Origin of the sequence: Ornithinibacillus bavariensis, assembly GCF_018333235.1 — a bacterium.
Taxonomy (GTDB): Bacteria; Bacillota; Bacilli; order Bacillales; family Amphibacillaceae; genus Ornithinibacillus; species Ornithinibacillus bavariensis.
Genome location: NZ_BORP01000001.1, coordinates 340528 through 362951, shown reverse-complemented (window position 1 = coordinate 362951; position 22424 = coordinate 340528). Strand labels below are relative to the sequence as shown.

Below are 22424 nucleotides of genomic sequence, written 5' to 3'. Positions count from 1 at the left end.
AAAAATGAGTAAACAACATTTAATAGCTTTAGACTTAGATGGAACGTTATTAACTGATAAAAAAGAAATCAGTAACAAAAATAAGGAAATATTAATGAGGGCAATGGAAGATGGTCATATTGTTGTAATTGCTACGGGAAGGCCACATCGAGCAAGTATACAATATTACAAAGAACTCGGTTTAAATACCCCTATGGTTAATTATAATGGAGCATTAATTCACCATCCAACGGATACAAAATGGGATGTCCTGCATAATCCAATGCCAAGGCGAACTGCATTAAATATTGTACAGACCTGCTATGATTTAGACACATACAATGTTGTAGCAGAGGTTCAGGACAATGTCTATTTAGATAAGTTTGATCAAAAAATCATTGATATCTTTCACCAAGCATCCAATGATTCTCCATTTATCATTGGAAGCATAAAGAGCAAGCTTACAGAAGATCCAACCAGCCTATTAATCCATCCTAAAGAAGACCATATTTCCTCATTACGTAAACACCTTGATGAATTTCACGCGGAGGTCATCGAACATCGTAAATGGGGTGCACCATGGAACATCATTGAAATTGTAAAAAAAGGAATAAATAAGGCTGTCGGTCTTCAAAAAATTGCCCATTATTTTCAAATCCCACAGGAACGGATTATTGCTTTTGGTGATGAAGATAATGATTTAGAAATGATTGACTTTGCAGGAGTCGGCGTTGCCATGGGGAATGCAATCGATCCACTAAAATCAATCGCAAACCATGTTACCGTTACAAATGAAGAGAGTGGAATTGGTTTATTTCTAGAAGAATATTTAAAACTAAACGTAACAAATGTAAAGTAACGGCTTGCATGCCGAATTTTTCCTACTATATTATGATTAGAATTTTTCCATACTAAAAGTGAACGGATTACAAAACGTTCACTTTTTAGTTGGGAGGAAACGTCTTGGGCAAAGGGAGTAAGTCAAGAAGATTTAGTCAACTAAGTACTGATGCTGTGAAAAAACATGATGAAAAATTCCCATATCGCTCGAACTTCACAGATGCAGAACGTAAACGGGAAGAAGCAGATAATCATACAGTAGGAGGATTTTAACATGGCGAACAATCTTTTCCAACAAGCTAAAGATGCTGTTACACAATTTGCTAATAATATGACTGGAACGAATGAGCAAGATAAACAAGCTGCACAAAACGCAATCCAAGCTGCTATGAATGAGGCTACTCCTGAGGAGAAGCAACAATTACAGCAGTTACAAAATCAGCTTGAACAGCAAAAGCTTAGCTAACCTCCGTTAGCATGGCGGTAACTCCTTTTTTCAAAATAGAATGCTTGTGATGGTAATAGCTGATTCATTCCAAAGGATGAGAAGGGATTACTGATGAAACAAGCATTCACAAGGTGTTCCAGGATAAATTCTTGGGACACCTTTTCCTTTAAGGCTTTTTAATTATGTGCTTTTCTGCTAATATAGAGGTAAAGCACGCTTATGGGAGGTATTGAAATGGGAGTTCGAGCCGAAGCTACGCCAAATCCTAATGCAATAAAATTTACAACTGATAAGCTAATTTTCGAAGGGACTAATAGTATTTCAGTAATGCCAGGTACAATTAGCGAGCACGAAATTATGAATGACCTGATGAAACTCGAAGGAGTTGATAATGTCTTCGGTTATCAGAATTTTATTACTGTAAACAAAAGCTTTGATGCCGAATGGGATGATGTCACTCCACGGGTTAAAGAAGTATTTGAAAAGCATGGATACTGATTGATTAGGCTTTTATAGGTGTTAAAGTAAGCTTGCAGAAATTCTCCTGCAAGCTTTTTTATTCACTCTCCTCAGACATTTCCAACTGTAGGTCTATAGGAACATAATTAGGATTAATAATCTCACCTTCAGAACTTCGAGTATACAGATTAACAATAACTACCTCATCTAAGTTAATCATTTCTTTCATAATCGGAATCTCAATAATAAATTTACCCCATGTCTTATCTACTCGTACTTCCTTTTCTCTACCAATTTCCTTTTCAGCTTGAACTACAGAGTAATAAAATTTATTATCCGATGCATCCGCTTCACCTGTAATTATGATTTGATTCTTGTCTATCTGAATATCTAAACTTTGAAATTTCGCATAAGTCGTTACCTGCTCTACTTGTTGCTCCTCCTCTGCCTCTCTCCCACATCCTACTAGGATGAGAAGCACACTAAATAATAGTATTATTTTCTTCTTCATGACATCCCCTACTCTTTTCTAAAGGTACCAAATACACCTGTTGTTTGCACGATATTTACAAAAGCCGATGAATCAATTTCCTTAATTATTTTTTCTAAATCATATAATTCATAGCGAGTAATGACGAGGTACAGCATATTTTTCTCTTGATTTGTATACGCACCTACAGCAGGTAGAATAGTTATCCCTCGAACCATTTTGCTTTGAATAGCTTTCTGCAGTTCTTTTGCCTTTTGTGTCACAATCATGACAGTAAGCTTGTTATAACGAGTATGGATGGTATCAATGACACGGGTTGTAACATATAACGCTACCATCGTATAAAGTGCATTTTCTGGTTCATAAAGAATCCCTGCAAGTGCAATAATCACAGCATTTAAGGAAATTATATAAATACCAATTGGTTTATCTTTCATACGAGATAGGACCATCGCAACAATATCCATACCTCCTGTCGAGGCTCCTACCTTCAATGTAATACCAACACTGATCCCCGCAACTAATCCACCGAAGACAGCATTTAAAATAATGTCATTAGAAAGTTGCATAACCGGTAAAAATTGCAGGAATATGGATGAACATATTACAGAAATAATGCTATATACAGTAAATCCCCTTCCAACTTTAAACCAACCTAAGATGAACACTGGAATATTTAATAGAAATAATAGAATTCCTGTTGTTATATGAAACCCTACAAAATCAAGAAAAACACTTGAAATTAACTGAGCTGTACCTGTAAATCCACTTGCATACACATTGGCACTAATAAGGAAGAAATTTAAGGAAATTGCATTTAAAAATGATCCTATAATAACGACTATAATTCGTTTGGCTTCGATTAAAAACATAACAGTCTCCTTTTTGAATCGCAATTATTTTGACTATATCTCATTATAGCTATAAACTAAACTTAATATAATTATTTATGGGGAATGAAGGTGATAAGATGAGTATTAAAATTATGGCAGATTCGGCAAGTGATCTTACAAAGGAATACTTCACGAAATATGACATGGAAATGGTCTCACTAACTGTTCATCTGGATGACAAGGATTATGAAGACGGTATTACGATTTCGCCTAAGAATGTTTTTGATGCAATGCGTGTTGGTAAGTCACCAAAGACATCGCAGGTTTCGCCACAGACGTTTAAATCTATTTTCACCTCTTATGCAGAGTCTAAACAAACATTAATTTATTTGGCTTTTTCATCTGAGTTATCTGGTACATATCAAACAGCAAAAATGATGGAGTCAGAAGTAAAGGAAGAATATCCAGATGCAAATATCTACGTAATTGATACCAAATGTGCTTCCATCGGCTATGGACTTGTGGTACTTCATGCTGCTAAAATGGCGCAGGATGGAAAATCAGCTGCGGAAATTATCGAAGAAGTAAAAAACCACTCACTAAATATGGAGCATATCTTTACTGTGGATGATTTAGAATATCTATATCGTGGTGGTAGAGTAAGTAAAACAGCTGCATTTGTTGGTTCTTTATTGAATATTAAACCAATCCTCCATGTCGAAAAAGGAAAATTAATTCCACTAGAAAAAATGCGAGGGTCAAAGAAATTATTAGGACGTATGATTGAAATCATGGAGGAACGTGGCGGAAATTTTGAAAACCAAGTTATTGGAATTAGCCATGGTGATGATTTAGAGCGTGCTGAAAAGCTTGCCGACATGATTAAAGAGAAGTTCGGTGTAAAAGAATTTGTTATCGAATATGTCGGTTCAGCAATCGGTGCTCACTCCGGTCCTGGAACACTTGCACTATTCTTTTTAAATAAAAATTATAAATGATTACACATTACTGATTCATTTGCTAAAAATGGATCAGTTTTTTTTCGAAAGAATTTACTATTATGCAAAGGAAATTTGAAACATATTATAATAAAACTTCGTCTTAAGGTTATAGGAAAACAATTCCTTATTAAATGAGGTGAAAACATGAAAAAAATCGGGTTAATTAGTATATTTGGTATTATTGGTATTTGGGCAATCTGTTTTTTTGTCTTTACAGATAAAATAGTTGCAGAGATTCCTTCCTCTACAAGCTACGTATCAACTCAGAAGGATTTTACAGTACATTTTACCAAGCCAATGGATCCAGACACCTTTACAAATGAAACTGTGATAGTTAAAAAGAAAAACGGTAAGCGTGTAGCAACCGATTTAGAGTGGAACGATTCTTACACAGTTTTAATTATAAGGGCACCTAAAAGTGGCTACAGTATAGATGAAAAATACACGATTACCATTTCCGAAAATGTCAAAACTGCATCAGGGAAAAACCTGTCTAAAAGATTCTCATATGATTTTACTGCGGTAGCTGAACTAACGCAGATAAAGGATAAAAAACAGCTTGTCTCTTTATTAAAAGATCAAATAAAGAAAGATCAGCAAATAGGAGTTGAACTTTTTGATAGCAAGAAAGAATCTGCAGGTAGTGATACCGAAATGGATACCGCTAGCTCTGAAGAAAGTACCAATGATAGCGGTGGTACCTCATCCACTAACGTCCAAGTAGCTGGTGTAGATGAAGCAGACATTATCAAGACAAATGGAAAATCTATTTTCTTTGTCAGGGATGGGGATATTATTATTACCTCTGCAAACAAAGAGAATAGTAAGGTTCTTGGTATGATTAAAACAAATGGATTTTCTCCAAAAGAGATCTATTTGTACAATGACCTATTAATTGCGATTGGAGAAAAAGCTGAACCACTTAGAGAAACACCCGACCCAAAGGATACCCAAGACAGTTCAACTCAAGGAATAGGTATACCAGAACCAATCTATTACAGTCAAACGGCAATAAATATATATGATATTAAAAACCCTAAAGAGCCAACAAAATTACGTGAAGTAAGCGTTGAAGGGTATTATAGCAATTCAAGAATCCTAGATGGATATCTTTATTTAATGGCAAATGAAATTCCACCCTACCATATTTTAGAGACACGTGAGGATATAGAAATTAGGCCATATATAAAAGACAGCACATTAAGTGAGGAAAGTAAACCAGTTGATTTTGAAAATATGTATTTCTTTCCCGAAAGTAACGACGAACAGTTTTTAATCTTAACATCTATTGATCTAAATAATATGGAAAAGGAAGCACATATAGAAACGTACTTAGGGGCTTCAGACCAAATCTATATGTCCCAAAAAAATCTATATATCGCAGTAAATAAATATAAAGAAGTCGAAAAGAGTACAAATAATACAACCGATAAATCCGCAGAAATTATGATTTGGCGTCCTCAAGACGTGGATACTGAAATAACTCAATTCCAAATTAAGAATGGAAAATTAAAGTACAACACATCAACTGTAGTAAAAGGAACATTAATTAACCAATTTGCTATGGATGAGCGAGATAATACCTTCCGTGTAGCAACGACAAAAGGTGAAACGATAAATGAACAACAAAAGTCAACCAATAATATATATACTTTTGATATGAATTTAAAACCATTAGGATCTGTTGAAGGTTTAGCAGAAGGGGAACGCATTTATAGTGTGCGTTTTATGGATCATGTAGCATATATGGTTACCTTTAAACAAGTAGACCCGTTATTTGTCATTGACTTAAAGGATCCTAAAAATCCTACGGTACTTGGTGAACTAAAGATTCCTGGGTTTAGTAACTATTTACATCCTTTAGATGAGAACCATGTCATTGGGTTTGGGCAAGATACAACACTTTATAAAGAGAAAGGTATGCAAGAACCATTAATTCGAACAGAAGGAATCAAAATTTCAATTTTTGATGTGAGTGATCCAACGAACCCTAAGGAAAAATATAGTAAGGTAGTTGGTAAGGGAGGCTCGTACTCTGAGCTGTTACACAATCATAAGGTATTATTCAAGCATCCAACTGAAAATCTCTATGGTTTCCCAGCTTCCCTATCGGAAACAAAGCTAGTTACCAAAGATGGTTATGCTTTTGAGGAGTACTTCCCTACATTTGAAGGTGCACTACTCTTCAAAATTACACCTGAAGATGGAATTGAGCTAGTCGATAAAATTACACACCAAAAGAATGCAGAAGAATATCCGGAATGGGAAGCTGAAATTAGGAGATTAGTTGCTGTAGATAATACCTTATATACCTTCTCCTACAATCAAATGAAAGCTTTTGATTTAAAGCAAAAACAAGTAATCCAGTCCGTTAATTTACCTGATATAAGCTATGATCGATAATTTAAATAGAGGATGCATAAATAGCATCCTCTATTTTTAATGTACTTTAAAACTTGTTTACTTAGCATGATTTTTCCAGTTGATACATATATTTTTTATAAGTTTGTAATTGGTTATTATACATGAGGGAGGATAGGATATGCTAATACACGAATTAATCACAATATACGAGGCTGAACGCAAAGAATCACCGAAGACATTAAACGACCTACTAGATTACTTCCAAAGAAAATATATTGCAGAAGAAATTGATATAAAATCATACCGTGAAATATTTAATCTTCTTCATCAAGAAGGTGCAACCTCGGCTCATGAATTAATATAATTGCTATAAATAAACTGGTATAGACAATCCTAACTGCCAGATGTTAACCATGTAACATCTGGCTTTTTACTATGTTCGCTAATATTTTTTCATCTTCAGCATACGTAAGTTTATGTTTTACTATTTCGGATAAGGATTTCCAGTCTACTTCATCTATTATTTCGTCCGGATCCTCTATGCCAGTACTTTCACCAACTATTTCTACTAGAAAATAATGAGCTTTGACATTAACTTCCTCTATCACGCTTGTTTTAACAAATAATAATTCTTTTACCTCAACTGTATATCCAGTTTCCTCTCTTACTTCACGTACACAGCATTCTTCAGGGGTTTCCCCCTCTTCTATACTACCCGATGGGACCTCCCAAGTATCGGATTCTTTTGCTCTTACCATCAAAACTTCATAATTATCATTTACACAAATCGCTGCTGAACCAAACCATTTTTTCATTAGCACACTCTCTACTCAGACATTGAATTTTAATAATAACTATTAGAAAACCAAGTACTTAGGAATACGTATCCTGCAATAATTTGACGGAATGCTGGATTAGTTTCTCCAATACCTTCGTGTCGATATCAGCAAGCTTATTAATATATATACAACCTTTACCACTCGTGTGCTTCCCTAATTTCTCCAGCAACTCACCACGATTCTGGTCACCCGGAGCTAAATATAGACTAATTTTAGCTTTGCGTGGAGAATAACCAACCAGTGGTGCATCTCCCTCATGTCCCGAAGCATATTTATAATGGTATGCGCCAAACCCAATTATACTTGTTCCCCACATCTTCGCAGGATATCCTGTTGTATTTGTGAAAATATCTAATAATTGGTAAGCATCTTCCCGTTTTCTCGGATTTTCAACTGCTTCGATAAACTCTATTACGCTTCCATCATTTTCTTTTGTTTTTAATTCGTACATCGTAATCCTCCTAGTTTTATACTTTCCTTTTAACACTCTCCTCCAGCTCTTTTCTGAAACTTCTTAGCTACTCGATAAGACCTGTGAGTTATTTCTTTATTAATTTATATATCTTCCATTGTTAGCCCTTTAGGTGATTCCTCCCAGTATTCTTGCTCAGGATTATACCCTTCTTTCTGCCACTTTAATAGGACACTCTCATCCACAATCGTATTCGGTAATAGACGTAAAGCCTTAGGATTCGTAGCTGCTAAGTAATTTTTTGCATCATTAAAATCCTTTATTTGTGACTTTAACACCACCATTTCTGAATAGGTATAAGATTCACCTTGTTTCCCATTGAGGATAAGATACTTTCTTCTTAGAGTCGGTGCATCAATCTCCTGTGATGGTAAAACATATTCCTCTTCCAGTAGAACACGATAAATCTTATCAGTTAGAATAGAATATAATGCATGTTCTTCTTCCTCATGGATTGGTGCATAACCCGTTTTCTCTACGATAGTCTGTCCCTGTGTGGACAATATCCACTCCTTGAAAGGTTGTATATTCGGATTTGTACTTCCAGCTGTCACAGCATATATCTGATAGGTTATTGGATACTCTCCACTCTTTATTGTTTCTATTGTTGGATATACATCATCAATGGCTAGATGGCGAATCGATTTATTTTGTACCATTTCCATTGAAAAGTTTCGAAAAGAATATCCTATTGCATTTTTAAAATTTTTATAATCTGCTGTTTCCTCAATAATCCCACCCATTAAACTAACAATATCTTCCTTTGGTGGATTCATAATTGCTGTATCTCCCATCAATAATTGGAGAGCCGTTTGACTACCACTGTTATTCGGTCGTTGAAACGCTCTAATAGAATCATTTTCCCCCCCTAATTCTTTCCAATTCTTTACTTCCCCTGAATATATTCCTTTTATTTCCTCTAATGCTAAGTTATCTATTCTATTCTTTGAATTTACAAAGAAAACAAACGCTTCCATTCCAATTGGAGTTAAGGTTAAGTTTACCCCGGAATTAAGGGCCTGTTCAATTTGCTCAGCGGACGGAGCTAGTGCAAAGATTATATCAGCGTCTTGATAAATTATATTTTCATAGGCATAAGGGGTCCTATTGGACATGATTTCACTATCGTACACATCATAATCCTTCTCTGGATAAGTGGCTTGTGCAAAGGCAGCGTATACGGGATAAATAGCAGTTGCTCCGTCAATTATCGGAAGGTCCCCTTCTATTTGAAAGAAAGAAGGTTCGTCTAAGGTTACCGCCTTTGTACCATTCTTAAATGGCTGATAATCATACAGATCAAGATCCGTGTTCATGGTAGGGATTCCTCTAACATATGCATTGATCCCTTCATTAATAACAACAGAAATTACTGCAATCGTAAAAAAACTAATGACATATTTTCGGAGCCTTTTCCCTTGCACAAATGGAAAGAATCCATTAAAAATAAAACATAAGATCCCTATTGCAAACAAGATAAAAAAAGGTATGTAAAAATTGCCCCCACCCAAAACCATTGAAATGAAAGACAACATGTACGTGAAGATAGATATTGTAGTAGTAACTAGTATAAATAGAAATATTCGTAAACCAATAGAATCCTTCACATATATTCCCCCCCAAAAGTATTACATAGCGTAAATCAATTATACAGAATGTTCATAACACTTACAATATAAGATAAGCAGCATCAGAACAATGCTGCTATCTCTTAATCATTCTCCTGTTTCCTTTGTTTCCATCCTAAATAAATAACTGCTACAAGAAATAAAACAAGAACAATGGCAATTGGAGCAATAAAAGCCCAATTTATTCCAGTATTTTCCTCAACTATGTATACATCAACTGATTCCCGTTTTAAGCCAATCTTATATTCGCCATTATCTAATTGTCGGACAATATCATCGCCAAGAAGTCCTCGTAGTTGTAAGTTTGAATCCAAATCTGTAATAGAAACAGAGCGAAGTACACTATCATTATTAATAGCAATATACATCGTTTCGTCCTTATAAGTCCGTTTAAATACGAGCATCCCATGATCTGATCCCACTAATTCGGTATCCCCGTATTGGAGAGCAGGAAAATTAGTTCTTAAAGATAATATTTTCGAATAGACTTCCTTTAGATCGGGGTCTCCACTGTTGAAATCTACCAGCTTCTCTGTTTCCTCTAAACCAACACCATACATTGGAATCTCTGAACCCTGAAAGATAGAAGTTACACCAGGACTAGTTAACATGTATGCTAAGGCAAGCTGCCACGTATTTACATCATCTCTTCCATTCATACCTGCAACTTGTGCAAATCGATCCATGACTTTGTTATCAACATAAATAAGTCCGTTCCTATTCCCAAGTTCCTGCCAAGTATGAAAAATGTCAGAAACGGGAGAATCAACATGAGATAATACCTCTACGATTTTCTTCGATAGCTCCGGATTTTCTACCACGTCTATTGAAGGTATTTGAAGGAGAGCATCGGGTGTCTTATCCGAGAGAACATTCGCAACTATGTACAGATCCTGTTTCTCTGTCTTAAGTTCATTGGTGAGTCTCTCCAAAAAAACAGAATTCGATTGGTCTGCTGCATGTAATGTAAATCCATCTATATCCGTTTCATGAAGCCAATATTTTGCCACATCAATTAGCATATTCTGAACCTCTGGATTAGATTGATTTAATACAATGACACTATCAAGCCACGGTTCGTTCATTGAATCAACTCTCTTGTTTGATACTATCCAGTCTGATTTAGCAGTGTCGGTAACAATTGGGTTTGTGCTCGCCACATAATTGTTCACAAGCTCAATCATTACTTTCATATCTCGTTTATGTGCTTCACGTACTAATGCTTTCAGATCCTCAATCGTCCCGAATTGTTCTTCAACAGAATAGAAATCTTCCACCCAATAACCGTGATAGCCATCTGTTGCATTTTCCATAATTGGAGATAAGGATATTGTTGTAAAACCTAAATCCTTTAAGTCATCGAGTTTTAATTGTATCCCCTTTAAGTCCCCACCATGAAAAGCATATGGATCATCTAAACGAACCTCTTCACTAAATGCATGGTCACCATTATTAAATCGGTCTACCAAAATGGAATAGATTATTTGTTCCTGTATGTCATTACCTTTCGCATATCCTATAGTTGGAAATATATATGTAAATAATAGAATTGCTGATGTTAGCATAATAAATTTCTTCATTTTTTTCCTCCAACTTTTTTGTCATTCTTTTCTATTATTAACCTTTCAGACAAATAGTCAATGATAACATCTAATTTGTAAATAATTCTCCATAAAAAAACAGTCTCTTCAGACAAATAGCTGAAAAGACTGTTCCATTTTTTTTACATAAAACCGCCTGGTAAACGGAAGAATCCTAAAGCAATTGTAATTGCAAACGCAATAACTAATTGAATCCATCCAGCCGTAGCGGAGTCACCATCTTTTGTTTTACCTAATGTCATCTCCATTGCAGCAATTACCCAAATACCAGCCAACCCTTTGATAATTGCCTCTACCATCATCGGGCTACCATTAAAGTAATTCTTGATTAGTAGTCCACCAGAAATTAAGATTATTAAATAATCTAAACGAAGTATCATTTGTACAATTTTTGCTGCTTTGTCTTTTCCTTGTTTATGTAGAACTAATGTAACAAAAAACAGTATGAATGCCAGAACCCATGCAGTAACATGTAAATGTGTATTCATTCTATTCCTCCTATGTATTATGAAATTTAGGGTCATACTACTTCTAATCTATCATACCATGTCCGTTAACTAATACATATGAAAAATTATTGACAAATACTGACGTTTTTATTCATGAGGAAGATGGATTAGACACGTGGTCCTTGCTTCCAACAGGAACAACAAAATCTGTTTAATAAATCTCATAGTTATGTTACATTTTTAATATAGGAGGGATTTTTTATGACGTTAAGTGAATCTATTATGAAACAAACGGATACTTACGGTGCTAAAAACTATCACCCACTTCCGGTAGTAGTTTCAAAGGCAGAGGGTGTTTGGGTTGAAGATCCTGAAGGAAATCGATATATGGATATGCTTAGTGCTTATTCAGCAGTAAACCAAGGACACAGGCATCCGAAGATTATTGATTCGTTAATCGAACAAGCAGGAAAAGTAACACTCACTTCCCGTGCATTCCATAACGACCAGCTTGGACCATGGTACGAAAAAATATGTAAAATTACAAATAAGGATATGGCATTACCAATGAATACTGGTGCAGAAGCTGTTGAAACTGCAGTAAAAGCAGCACGTAGATGGGCTTATGAAGTCAAAGGTGTTCCTGAAGGTAAAGCTGAAATTATTGCCTGTGAAGGAAACTTTCATGGTCGAACAATGTTAGCGGTTTCGCTTTCTTCAGAGGCTGAATACAAACGTGGTTTCGGGCCAATGCTACCAGGTATCAAACTTATTCCTTATGGTGACATCGAAGCATTAAAGGCTGCAATTACTGAAAATACAGCTGGTTTCCTTTTTGAACCAATTCAAGGAGAAGCTGGTATCGTAATTCCACCAGAAGGTTTTCTAAAAGAAGCATATGAAGTATGTAACGAAAATAATGTTCTTTACATTGCCGATGAAATTCAAGCAGGTCTTGGCCGTACTGGTAAAATGTTTGCTTGTGATTGGGAAGCCGTTGAACCAGATATGTATATACTTGGTAAAGCACTTGGTGGTGGTGTAATGCCAATCTCCTGTGTAGTAGCAAATAAAGATATTTTAGGAGTATTCAATCCTGGATCACACGGTTCTACATTTGGTGGAAATCCTCTTGCATGTGCAGTGTCCCTTGCTTCCCTAGAGGTTCTATTAGAAGAAAATTTAGCCGAACGCTCACTTGAGCTTGGGAACTATATGATGAGTGAATTGAGAAGCATTAACAATCCAAAGATTAAAGAAGTACGAGGAAAAGGCTTATTTATTGGCGTTGAACTAACCGAATCTGCAAGACCTTATTGTGAAGCGCTAAAAGAAAAAGGCCTATTATGCAAAGAAACGCATGAAAACGTAATTCGTTTTGCACCTCCATTAGTTATTGAACAAGATGATTTACAATGGGCAATCGAACAAATTAAAGATGTACTAAAGGGTTAACTGTATGATGCCGCATATATACTATGTGCGGCATTTTTTTCATGTGCTTTTAATTTTTGGATTCATCGTTTGAATTATTGACATGCATTCTATATATGGAGGTATCTCTTTTATTTCTTGGGGTGCATACTTTCCTTAGTCTGGCGTATTCTCCCGTTTAACAGGCTCATCGCTCTTGACTACTAGATGAATGATTATCTCATTCACACCCTTCAACAATTCTCCAATCCAACATAAACTAACTATGAGGAGGATTCATATGCCAGCGAATGTAGGAGCTGTAAAAGTAAACAACGTTTCATCATCTGCAGTATTTAATATTGGTGATGTATTTTCTATAAACCCAGTGAGTTCAGCGAAGACATATACTGGTGGTGGATCTTTTAATACAGGTAATGGGACACGTGTTCAAATCAGTAATTCTTATAATTATGTATATGATAAAGATATTATCGACCAGGAGACCAAATAAATTGGAGTGAATATGATGAATATTACGGTTCACCAATCCATCCATATCAATCTAATAAAGGTTGGATCCATAGCTAACTCATCTGTTTTACAAATTGGTAGTAGTGGAGCAATTCAGGCAAGGTCCGAGCTTTATAACACTGGTGGATATACGGAACCTGCTGAAGCAGCAGAAATAGAGGAAGAAGCAATTCCAATAGTTCCCCTAGCAAGGTAAAAATTGCACAACTATTAACATACTGCATAAGATAATTTAGGCATTAGCCCACATAACAGATGGGCTAAATGGTACTAGTGAAGGGGAATAAAGAAATGAATATGTATGGATGGAACAACAATTATAATTATGTCTACGAACTGCAGCAAATTGCAGCAAATCAGAATCAACAAATTAAATTGCTTGAAGAGAGAATTAATGAATTGGAGAAACAAATACAAGCAAATAGTGGTACTTCAATTGATAGGATCGAATACCATTTTGATCAGCTGAAAATTGAACGTTTGGAAGGAACACTTCATATCGGATTATCTCCTCAGGAGCTTGCAAATATTGATGATTTAAATATACCAAATCCAACTGTACAGAATAACCCAACACTACCAGCAATTTATCAGCAATCCCTTATCCCTAATCTTTACGGATTTGTCAATGAACAGGGTCCAGCAATAATACAACGTCTTTCTAAACAGTACAATAAACCAGTTGATAAAAGACTGGAAGGAGATATGATCCATGATATGTTAGGTCAAATTCCTGACAGGGTAAAGTTTTATGATAAAGAGGCTAGAGAGCAACAAATGACAGATCCGAGTCAAATCGAGAGTTATATAGCTGATCAAATAAAAAAAGAGATTTACCTTTCTTTAGAACGATTCATGGCAAAATCTAATACTGAAAAAGGAGAGGACTAGATGAATATTGAGGTGCATAACTGGGGAATATGTGTTGGTAATGTCGGTATTGAAGCAGTTGCCTCATCCTCTGTTTTCCTAATAGGAGATAATAAGGAAATGAAATTATCTTCTTTTTTTGATACTCCCCCAGAATCGTATATTGTTGGGGCTTTAGTTCCACTAGCTCCTCAAACATAATGGGGTGATACCTATGCTACACCGGCTAGTTCAAATTAAAGAAGTGGATTTAAATACGATGACCTTTAGTGGAATATTTAACATTGGAGACACCGTTAATTTTTCACCAAGGTCAAAAGCTATCGCTGTGCAACGAGAAGGAAATGTATGGAATACAAGCTATGATGTCCATTTTCATTACTATCCCATTTTTCAGCTACCAGCAAAGTGGATAGAGAAACCGATACCAGTAGTCTCAAAAAACAACCATCATGACGGTATCATTTCTGTAAATTGTGTATCGATCCAAGCGGTAACTCAAGCAGCTGGAATCCAATTTGGTGGAATTGATTATATTAATGCGGAATCGAGAATAAAACATATTCGAATAATTAAACAAGAAGAAGAAAATATGGACTAGAAAATACACGTATTTTCATCCTTTGTCATATTTTAAAGTAAATTCTTATTTTTTTAGTAGGTGTATTACATGCCATCAATTGTCGGACCAATCAAAATTAATAGTGTAGGTGGCGGTGTTGTAAACTTTGGGGATGCTTTTTATCTTTCTCCAAAAAGCTCGTCTAAAACATCTGCTGGCTCAGGATCTTTCAACACTGGGGACTTCATTAATACGAATACAGGGGCAAACTTAACAAATCCTATTGACCCAGATGTCAATGATCAAAATCAAACGGCCAATGCATAAGAAATCCGTCTCTAAAAGGAAAGGATCTTTTGAAGAGACGGATTTTTCTTTTATGATACTTTTACTAATAATTGTTTGCTAAAGAAGTATAGATACGTTTCCTTAACTGGAGCTTTCCATATGGTTTCAAGTGCATGCCGGTATAAATCTAGCTGGACCTTATATCGGTTCACCAATTTTTGTATAACTCTATCAGTGACCTCTTGTTCAATAAAGTCTGTCTTATAATCTAAGATTATCCAACCATTATTAGATGGTATTAACACATCAAATACTCCCTGTACTAGCACCTGCTCATCGGTCTCGCTTTGCCAATTAGCATAGACCTCACTGGCAGGAAGTGTAATACTAAATGGTACTTCACGATATAGTGTTTCAACGGTTAGCATATGTTCAGCAATTTCTGTATCAAAAAATTCCACTATTGCCTTCACATCAATTCCATCCGCTTCTGGTCTTCTCAGAATCTCCCGTTCTACTAGCTTTTCTACAAATTCAAAAACTTCCTCTTCAGACATCTTTCTTTTAAAGGGTAGATGCTGCATTACTGTATGCATTGCTGTACCTTTTTCAGCGGCGGAAAGTGACTTTTCCTTTTGCAAAAATAATGGTTTTCTTACTATAGGTGTCTGAAATGGTTGTAGTATTTGAGTTGCACTATACTCATCCTTTATTTGTCGCTGGCGCTTAATCTCTGTGACACTTTGCTTTGCTCTTGACTGTGCTGCTTCTGTATAAGGGTATTGGTAAGACAATCGTTCATTAACAAAGTGATCCATGGTTGAACTATCTAATTCTATCGGTTGCCACATGTTAATTTTTTCTTTTAACTTTACGTCTTCCTCCACTAATTCCTCTTCATCATTCGTAAGTTCACTTCCATGAAGAATTGTAATTTCCCATTCAGATGGATCAACGCGAATTTCTTCTAACACAGCATCCAACACTTCCTCTGTACGTAAAGCCTCTGTTTGGTGATGTCGCATGAGTGCAGGGCAAACCCAATCTAGATAAGAGGTTGAACGGATACGAAAATGAGCTGGAAGTATCCACTCTGAATGCTCCATAATAGACTCCCATTTTTCCTGTTTCTTTGTAAAGGAGGCAACATTTCCAACCATAACAAGCTTTTCTCTTGCCCTTGTTAATGCTACATAGAGTACACGCATTTCTTCGGCAAGTAGCTCTCGCCTTTTTTCTTCTTTTAACGCATGGTAGAACAAGGTTGGGTATGTTATTCTTTTCGCGGGATCAATGTATTTTGAAGCAAATCCTAGGTCTTTGTGCAACAAATAATTTTGTCTTAAGTCTTGCATATTAAATTGCTTATCCATTGCCCCAACAATAACAACCGGGAATTCTAGTCCCTTACTTTTATGAATCGTCATAATCCGAACGACATCTTCCTGTTCACTTAATGCCCTTGCTGCTCCAAGATCATCTCCCTTTTCCTCCATTCGCTCTATAAAACGAAGGAAGCGAAATAATCCTCTGAAGGAAGTATTCTCATAGCCTCTTGCACGGTCATATAATGCTCTTAGATTTGCCTGCCGCTGTCTACCACCAGGCATTCCCCCAACAAAGTCATAATATCCTGTCTCACGATAAATTTGCCAAATCAATTCCGACAATGCTCCTTGTCTTGAAGCAAGTCGGAATTGATCGAGCAGTTCTGTAAAACGAACTAATTTTATCGATATTGGATCCTCGTTCTCTTGAAGATACTTCTCTACAGCCGCGTAATACGAATCGCGTCTGTCTGCTAGTCGTACCTTGGCTAGTTCATTTTCGTTTAGCCCAACAATTGGTGATTTCAGAACAGAAGCAAGTGGAATATCCTGTCTAGGATTATCAATAACCTTTAAAAGATTCATCATAATCTTCACTTCGATTGCTTCAAAATATCCAGTTGAAAGCTCTGCATAAACAGGAATTCCTTGTTTTTTTAGCTCATCGACAATTGTAGGTGCCCATGTCATGGAACGTAAGAGAATAACAATATCTCGATATTGTACATCCCGGAGCTTTTCCGTTGCTTTATCTACAACCTGAAGAGGTGCTTTACCTTGCGTTCCAATCCATTGCTTTATCTTCTTCGCATATACCCTCGCCTCAAGCTGAGCATACTCTAGATCCTGATAATTTTCCTCTGCATCCTCATCTTCCTGCATTATTTCTTCAGGCATCTCTCTGTCAATTATAATAAGCTCTGGATTTGGTTCTGCCAATGGCAAATTGTCATACATTTTATTAGCGTAAATTAACTCTGCATCCTGGTCATAGTTTATTTCTCCAAGATTCTCATCGAGTATCTGTCTAAAAATATAATTAGCACCTATCAATACAAGTTCACGGCTTCTAAAATTACTAGCCAAATCAATTCGAGTCCTTGAGCTACCTTCCATAGCAAAACGTTTATACTTATCGATAAAAAGAGATGGCTCTGCATGTCTAAAGCGGTAGATGCTCTGTTTTACATCGCCTACCATAAACATGTTTCCAGCTCCTACCTGATCACTTATCAAAGTTAAAATAGTTTCTTGTACTAGATTTGTATCCTGATACTCATCTATTAATAGTTCACTAAATTGTTTCTGCAAATTTTTTGCTACATTCGATGGCTTTGGCGCATCTATCGTAGATGTCTCTCCTTCGATTAATAGTTGCAAACATAAATGCTCTAAATCTGAAAAGTCTACAACAGCTTTCTCACGCTTCGCCAAAGTAAATCGTTCCATGAAATCCTTCACAATTTCTGTAAGTGATTTCACCACTGGAGCTAATTCCCTCATGTCCTCTATATGTGATACAAGATTACGATTAAACCAGTTACTTTTCACCTTGTTCCAGCGAGCCTTGTAGCTGTCACGCAGCTTTTTCACTTTACTTTTTTTATCTTCATTGCAATCTTGTTTTTTCGTAGAGAGTCGAGAAAAATCATTGGTTGTCATAAATACTTGAAGCTCTTCCCATTTATCTAATAAAGAAGTTGCTTGCTTAAGCATTTCCATATCAGCTAATATCGTTTCCGTATATTGATATGGGCCGTCATTTACCTTCGTTAATTTAAGCGCATGAGTCATTTCTTGTTCTATACCGCTAAACGTATCCTTTAGTTCCCGTTTAATAATTTGTAACCAGGGTAACTGATCCTCTGACCAATTTTCAGGAATCTGATAAACTGCAGCTAAATCATCGAGCCATGCATTTGGCCATGGGCTTTGAATTGCAAAATTATAAAGTGATAGAACTAGCTTTTCTACATCCACATCGTTTCGATCTCCAGAAAAACGATCAACTACTTGAAAAAATTTCTCCTGGCCATCCCCTTCTTTTCCATACCAGTCCTCAAATAAATCATCGAGAACATCTTGCTGCATAAGATCTGCTTCCATATCATTTGCAATGCGAAAACTTGGATCAATGTCGAGTAAGTATGCATATTGTTTCACGATATCTAAGCAAAAGGAATGTAGTGTTGATATCGATGCACGCTGTAAAAGGGATAATTGCTTTTTTAAATGAACTGATGTTGGATCTTGTTCTAATGCTTTTTCTAGGGCAAGTCCAACACGATTTCGCATTTCCTGTGCAGCAGCATTTGTAAACGTTACAACGAGAAGGGAATCAATATCAACTGGGTTTTCTTTTTTTAATAGCTTTTGAATAATTCGTTCTACAAGTACTGCCGTTTTACCTGAACCTGCTGCTGCTGCAACTAATACATCACTGCCTTCCGTATAGATAGCTGCTTCTTGTTCTTTTGTCCATTTAACCATTGATATCCCCCTCCTTTTCTCTTAGTTTCTCTAATACCTCATCCTCTTTCATTTCGGACAATCTTCTAAAATGATTGGTTTCAAGGGAGGTGTCAAACTGACATACAGATAGAAACGGGCAGAATGTACAAGCTACCTTTTGCTTTCTTTGATACGGATTTAAGTGAACAGCTCCACTCGTAATATCAATCCCAGCATGTAACATGAGATCATGAATATGATTCCGTAAGTCTTGAAATGTCTCATTACTTGCGATTTTAGAGTCAGAACGGAATGCTCCGTCCTTTTTCAAACCAGCTGGGATAATTTGACTAAATCCAGTATTCAGAGATGTATCCATCATCTGAATAACTTCTTCGTTATTAATCAATAAGCCTTTCATTTTGTAACTCTTAAATATTTCTTCCTCTAATTTTTCATCAGACAATCGGGAATCACCTGTGATCATCGGATTGTGTACATGAAAATAAAGTACACCAGCTGGTGTCGCTTTTTTTCCTAACCAGCTCTCCGATTGGGATAAGACAACATCTAGATAAGTAAGCATCTGTAAAGCAATTCCATAGTATACATCCACCATATCTAGTCCTCTTGCACTAGATTTATAATCGATGATTCGCAAATATAAATCCTCTTGATTGATTGCTTTATCTACCCTGTCAATCCGACCGCGAAGCCTAATCTCATATCCGTTTGGTAATGTTAATGTAACAGGCTTTAATCGATCATGCTTAGAACCAAAGCCAAGCTCTAAACCAACAGGTGAAAAATGACTTAATCTTGCCTGTTCACTGAGGACATAGGCTGCTCGTGCAATTACCTGCTGTAACTTGTATTGAATATATTGATACCTATTGGTACTGTGCAAAATTTGATGTTGTAATATTGGAGCAAGGGTCGTAACTGCACGTTCTGCATAAGCATCGGTATCTTTTTTAGATAAAATGGCAAAATCTCGTCCCTCTTCTTGTATCCATTCGGTAATCATTTTCAATGCTTCATGAAAAAGGTTCCCAATATCTGGTGCATCTAATTTATATGTTCTTCGTTCATTTAACCCTAAACTATATTTTGCAAAATGCTGATACGAACAGCTGTAATAAGTTTCTAATCGAGAAACACTTGCCGTTAGTTCTCTCGGATATAGTTGTTCAACTGTTGCTGTATCCATGTTTGTTGGTGTATTTTCATAATATAAACTCTGTAATATGGTGTACGTTGTATCATACTTACTATGATTCTCCATGTACCAATTTAAGACATGCCACCATACAGGCTTTACAGGGTATCCTTTTCTACTTCTAGCTAGCTGAGTTGTGAGCGCAGATCTTGTTTTAATAGGCGTAGTAATAAAACGGTCTGCTTCAAATAACTCATCCGGATCCTGCAATAGAAGATGCTCTTTACAGGATGGAAACATATCCTCCATCCGTTTGATTAGCTGAGACGGCATTTTCGCTTTTCCTTCCTCATCACTTAGCGGATAACTAACCCACAAATAATCAGAAGCAGATGTAAAGGCTAAATACATGCAGAACCAGTCATCTAAAAGCTGTCTTTTACTTGTATCCGCAAGCTTCATTCCGCTCGATGCTAATAATTCACGCTCCACCTCGTTAATCATTCCATCTGATGGGGGCTTTAATGGCCATACCCCTTCATTAACACCTACTAAGAATGAGCATTTGATTCCACTAATTCGCGAACGGTCAATGGTTCCAACAATTACATGGTCGATGCTTGGAGGTACGTGGGAAAACTTTAACGTTTCTAGCCCTGCATCTAGCGTAACACGGAAGGTCGATAAGGACATCCCTTCACTTCCTGACAACTCCACCATTTCATCCAATAGATCAATGATGGCATTCCAGACCTGCTCCTGTTCACGTCCCTTTTCTAGTTGACCACTCTCATCAAAGTAGGTTCTCATTTCCTCAAGTTTTGCTGATACCCCTATGTTCTCTAATAAGGTAAACAGGACTAAACAAATTTCCTGTATAGTTTCTGCGGCTCTAATAGCTTCGTCAAAGCTAGCTAGAGCTTGTATCACCTGCTTACGATAGCGATTGATTCGTATTTGCATTTCCTTTTCAATATCTGTCTGTGTTGCTTGCTCAAAGCCACGGAATCGCTGGAAAATCCAATCATCCTTACTTAGCCACTGCTTTCTTGTCCTAATTCCATATTCTAAGCAATAGTTTTCTAGCTCATCAATTGCATCACTGGTTAAAGGATATTCTTTATCAGTAGCTGGAATAAATCCCGTCTTCAGCATACGAAAAACTGCATCATACCGCCAGTTGGCCTCCACTACTTCTAATACAGAACGTATAAACTCTATCAAGGAATGGTTTAACATCGTCCGTTTTTCATCAATGAATACAGGGATATGGTAATCCTCAAAAATAGTTGAAATAATATCCTGATATGTTTCTGTTTGACGGATCAATACTGCTATATCCCGATAGCGGTAATTTTCTTCACGAACTAATCGCAATATCTCCTGTGCAACCCCTTCAATTTCCGCTCGTGGATGCACTGCTTCTGCAAGGAGTATAGGAGCATCACCATGAAAAGCTCTTGCCGGACGCACATCAAAATAACGCTCCAAGTGAATGAAATACGGTCTATTCTGAAATCCACTATCCTCAGGGTATAGAACTACGTGATCCTCTATTTTAATGTCATTTAATTCAGCAATTTGCTTTAAGGTTTGATAGGTTTCCTTTGTCTGATGAAATAAATCTAAATCAGAAATAATTGGACTATCCACATGGTCTACTGTTAATGATACTGTCACATGCTTACATTTTTTTAGTAGTGTTTCTACTACTACTAATTCTTTTGGTGTAAACCGGTGGAATCCGTCAAAATAGATTTCCGCACCTTCTAGAGATTTTGCCTCTTCTATCTTCTCCGCTAAAAGACTCAATTGATCCTCACTATCAACATATTGACCGGATAATGCTTGTCCTAATTTTTCATAGATAAAATGGAGGTCATCTAGTTTTTGTACTAGAGAAACCTCCCCTGGCTCCTTATGAGCATATTGATTTACCCAATGTCTTTGTGCAAGTAGGGCCTCTGGAGATATGTCATATCGCTTGAATTCCGTGATGATTTTCTCAAGCTGATTCAAAAAGCCCTGTTTCTCAACTGCTTTTTGGAAAACCTGCCAATCCCCTTCTTTTTCCTCAATAATTTTTCGTAGCATCATCTGTATTCCTACAGAGCTAATAAATTTCCTTGTAGCACCTCCCGTTTCCTGTAAAATTATCCAAGCTAAACGGGAAAAACTTGTTACTTGTGTTCGAATACTCCCTTGAAATCCTCGGTCTCGGAACAAGGCATACTCCTGTTCAAAGGTCATTTGATCTGGAACAATATAAAAAATCGGCGGACCCTGGGGGTTACCTATTGATTTTTCTTTTATTTCTTTGTATGCATAGTTACTTTTATCAGTTCCTGACCTACCTATAATAAATCGGAGCCCCATCTAAACGCCCTCCTCACTAATGAAAAAAACTCCTGACTAA

General features: G+C 36.4%; 23 protein-coding genes. 14 read left to right on the top strand and 9 right to left on the bottom strand.

Annotated elements, in window-relative coordinates; genetic code table 11:
- Positions 1–4 precede the first annotated feature (4 nt).
- The 4 genes from KI338_RS01815 to KI338_RS01800 all read left to right on the top strand — a co-directional run bounded on the left by KI338_RS01815 (position 5) and on the right by KI338_RS01800 (position 1765).
- A complete protein-coding gene (locus KI338_RS01815) occupies positions 5–838 on the top strand; it encodes a Cof-type HAD-IIB family hydrolase (protein WP_212919261.1) in 834 nt (277 codons plus the stop codon).
- Between the two features lie 104 nt (positions 839–942).
- A complete protein-coding gene (locus KI338_RS01810; protein ID WP_212919260.1) occupies positions 943–1092 on the top strand; it encodes a hypothetical protein in 150 nt (49 codons plus the stop codon).
- A gap of 1 nt (position 1093) precedes the next feature.
- Positions 1094–1285 (top strand): DUF3813 family protein, encoded by a 192-nt coding sequence (locus KI338_RS01805; protein ID WP_212919259.1) that lies wholly within the window; start codon positions 1094–1096, stop codon positions 1283–1285.
- Positions 1286–1501: 216 nt separating this feature from the next.
- Positions 1502–1765, top strand: a complete 264-nt coding sequence (locus KI338_RS01800) for a NifU N-terminal domain-containing protein (protein ID WP_212919258.1) — start codon at positions 1502–1504, stop codon at positions 1763–1765.
- Positions 1766–1823: 58 nt separating this feature from the next.
- Here the strand turns inward: KI338_RS01800 and KI338_RS01795 are convergent, their stop codons facing one another.
- Positions 1824–2237: a hypothetical protein gene (locus KI338_RS01795; protein WP_212919257.1), complete on the bottom strand. Its 414-nt coding sequence runs from the start codon at positions 2235–2237 to the stop codon at positions 1824–1826.
- A gap of 8 nt (positions 2238–2245) precedes the next feature.
- Positions 2246–3088, bottom strand: a complete 843-nt coding sequence (locus KI338_RS01790; protein WP_212919256.1) for a YitT family protein — start codon at positions 3086–3088, stop codon at positions 2246–2248.
- A 98-nt stretch (positions 3089–3186) separates the two neighbouring features.
- Between KI338_RS01790 and fakB the strand changes: the two genes are divergently transcribed.
- The 3 genes from fakB (at position 3187) to yppF (ending at position 6778) form a co-directional block, all read left to right on the top strand.
- Positions 3187–4047 carry a DegV family protein gene (gene fakB, locus KI338_RS01785; protein WP_212919255.1) on the top strand — a complete coding sequence of 287 codons (861 nt, stop codon included), beginning with the start codon at positions 3187–3189 and terminating at the stop codon, positions 4045–4047.
- 147 nt (positions 4048–4194) lie between these two features.
- Positions 4195–6453 (top strand): beta-propeller domain-containing protein, encoded by a 2259-nt coding sequence (locus tag KI338_RS01780; RefSeq protein ID WP_212919254.1) that lies wholly within the window; start codon positions 4195–4197, stop codon positions 6451–6453.
- Positions 6454–6592: 139 nt separating this feature from the next.
- Complete coding sequence (gene yppF / locus KI338_RS01775) at positions 6593–6778, top strand: YppF family protein (protein ID WP_212919253.1); 186 nt, start codon at positions 6593–6595, stop codon at positions 6776–6778.
- Between the two features lie 43 nt (positions 6779–6821).
- Here yppF and KI338_RS01770 read toward each other — a convergent pair whose 3' ends face one another.
- The 5 genes from KI338_RS01770 to KI338_RS01750 form a co-directional block, all read right to left on the bottom strand.
- Complete coding sequence (locus tag KI338_RS01770) at positions 6822–7229, bottom strand: NUDIX hydrolase (protein WP_212919252.1); 408 nt, start codon at positions 7227–7229, stop codon at positions 6822–6824.
- Positions 7230–7287: 58 nt separating this feature from the next.
- Positions 7288–7704 carry a DUF1801 domain-containing protein gene (locus tag KI338_RS01765; RefSeq protein WP_212919251.1) on the bottom strand — a complete coding sequence of 139 codons (417 nt, stop codon included), beginning with the start codon at positions 7702–7704 and terminating at the stop codon, positions 7288–7290.
- 104 nt (positions 7705–7808) lie between these two features.
- A complete protein-coding gene (locus tag KI338_RS01760; RefSeq protein ID WP_244853279.1) occupies positions 7809–9332 on the bottom strand; it encodes a PstS family phosphate ABC transporter substrate-binding protein in 1524 nt (507 codons plus the stop codon).
- A gap of 104 nt (positions 9333–9436) precedes the next feature.
- Positions 9437–10933: an alpha-amylase family glycosyl hydrolase gene (locus KI338_RS01755; RefSeq protein WP_212919250.1), complete on the bottom strand. Its 1497-nt coding sequence runs from the start codon at positions 10931–10933 to the stop codon at positions 9437–9439.
- Between the two features lie 143 nt (positions 10934–11076).
- The gene (locus KI338_RS01750; protein WP_212919249.1) at positions 11077–11442 is read right to left on the bottom strand and encodes a YisL family protein; all 366 of its coding nucleotides are present in this window, start codon (positions 11440–11442) and stop codon (positions 11077–11079) included.
- 222 nt (positions 11443–11664) lie between these two features.
- On the opposite strand from KI338_RS01750, the gene KI338_RS01745 reads away from it, so the two are divergent.
- The 7 genes from KI338_RS01745 (at position 11665) to KI338_RS01715 (ending at position 15109) form a co-directional block, all read left to right on the top strand.
- Positions 11665–12858: an ornithine--oxo-acid transaminase gene (locus KI338_RS01745; protein ID WP_212919248.1), complete on the top strand. Its 1194-nt coding sequence runs from the start codon at positions 11665–11667 to the stop codon at positions 12856–12858.
- A 259-nt stretch (positions 12859–13117) separates the two neighbouring features.
- Positions 13118–13330, top strand: coding sequence for a spore germination protein (locus tag KI338_RS01740; RefSeq protein ID WP_212919247.1), 213 nt, complete (start codon positions 13118–13120; stop codon positions 13328–13330).
- 15 nt (positions 13331–13345) lie between these two features.
- A complete protein-coding gene (locus tag KI338_RS01735; RefSeq protein WP_212920016.1) occupies positions 13346–13546 on the top strand; it encodes a spore germination protein GerPB in 201 nt (66 codons plus the stop codon).
- Positions 13547–13641: 95 nt separating this feature from the next.
- Entirely contained in the window at positions 13642–14241 is a 600-nt protein-coding gene (gerPC, locus tag KI338_RS01730) for a spore germination protein GerPC (RefSeq protein ID WP_212919246.1), read from the top strand.
- Positions 14242–14421, top strand: coding sequence for a spore germination protein GerPD (locus tag KI338_RS01725; RefSeq protein ID WP_212919245.1), 180 nt, complete (start codon positions 14242–14244; stop codon positions 14419–14421).
- Positions 14422–14434: 13 nt separating this feature from the next.
- Entirely contained in the window at positions 14435–14821 is a 387-nt protein-coding gene (locus KI338_RS01720; RefSeq protein WP_212919244.1) for a spore germination protein GerPE, read from the top strand.
- A 69-nt stretch (positions 14822–14890) separates the two neighbouring features.
- Entirely contained in the window at positions 14891–15109 is a 219-nt protein-coding gene (locus tag KI338_RS01715; protein ID WP_212919243.1) for a spore germination protein, read from the top strand.
- 50 nt (positions 15110–15159) lie between these two features.
- Here the strand turns inward: KI338_RS01715 and addA are convergent, their stop codons facing one another.
- Together addA and addB are read right to left on the bottom strand one after the other, a co-directional pair.
- The gene (gene addA, locus KI338_RS01710; protein ID WP_212919242.1) at positions 15160–18888 is read right to left on the bottom strand and encodes a helicase-exonuclease AddAB subunit AddA; all 3729 of its coding nucleotides are present in this window, start codon (positions 18886–18888) and stop codon (positions 15160–15162) included.
- Positions 18881–22384, bottom strand: coding sequence for a helicase-exonuclease AddAB subunit AddB (gene addB, locus KI338_RS01705; RefSeq protein ID WP_212919241.1), 3504 nt, complete (start codon positions 22382–22384; stop codon positions 18881–18883). The genes addA and addB overlap by 8 nt, the downstream gene beginning before the upstream one ends.
- Between the last annotated feature and the right edge of the window lie 40 nt (positions 22385–22424).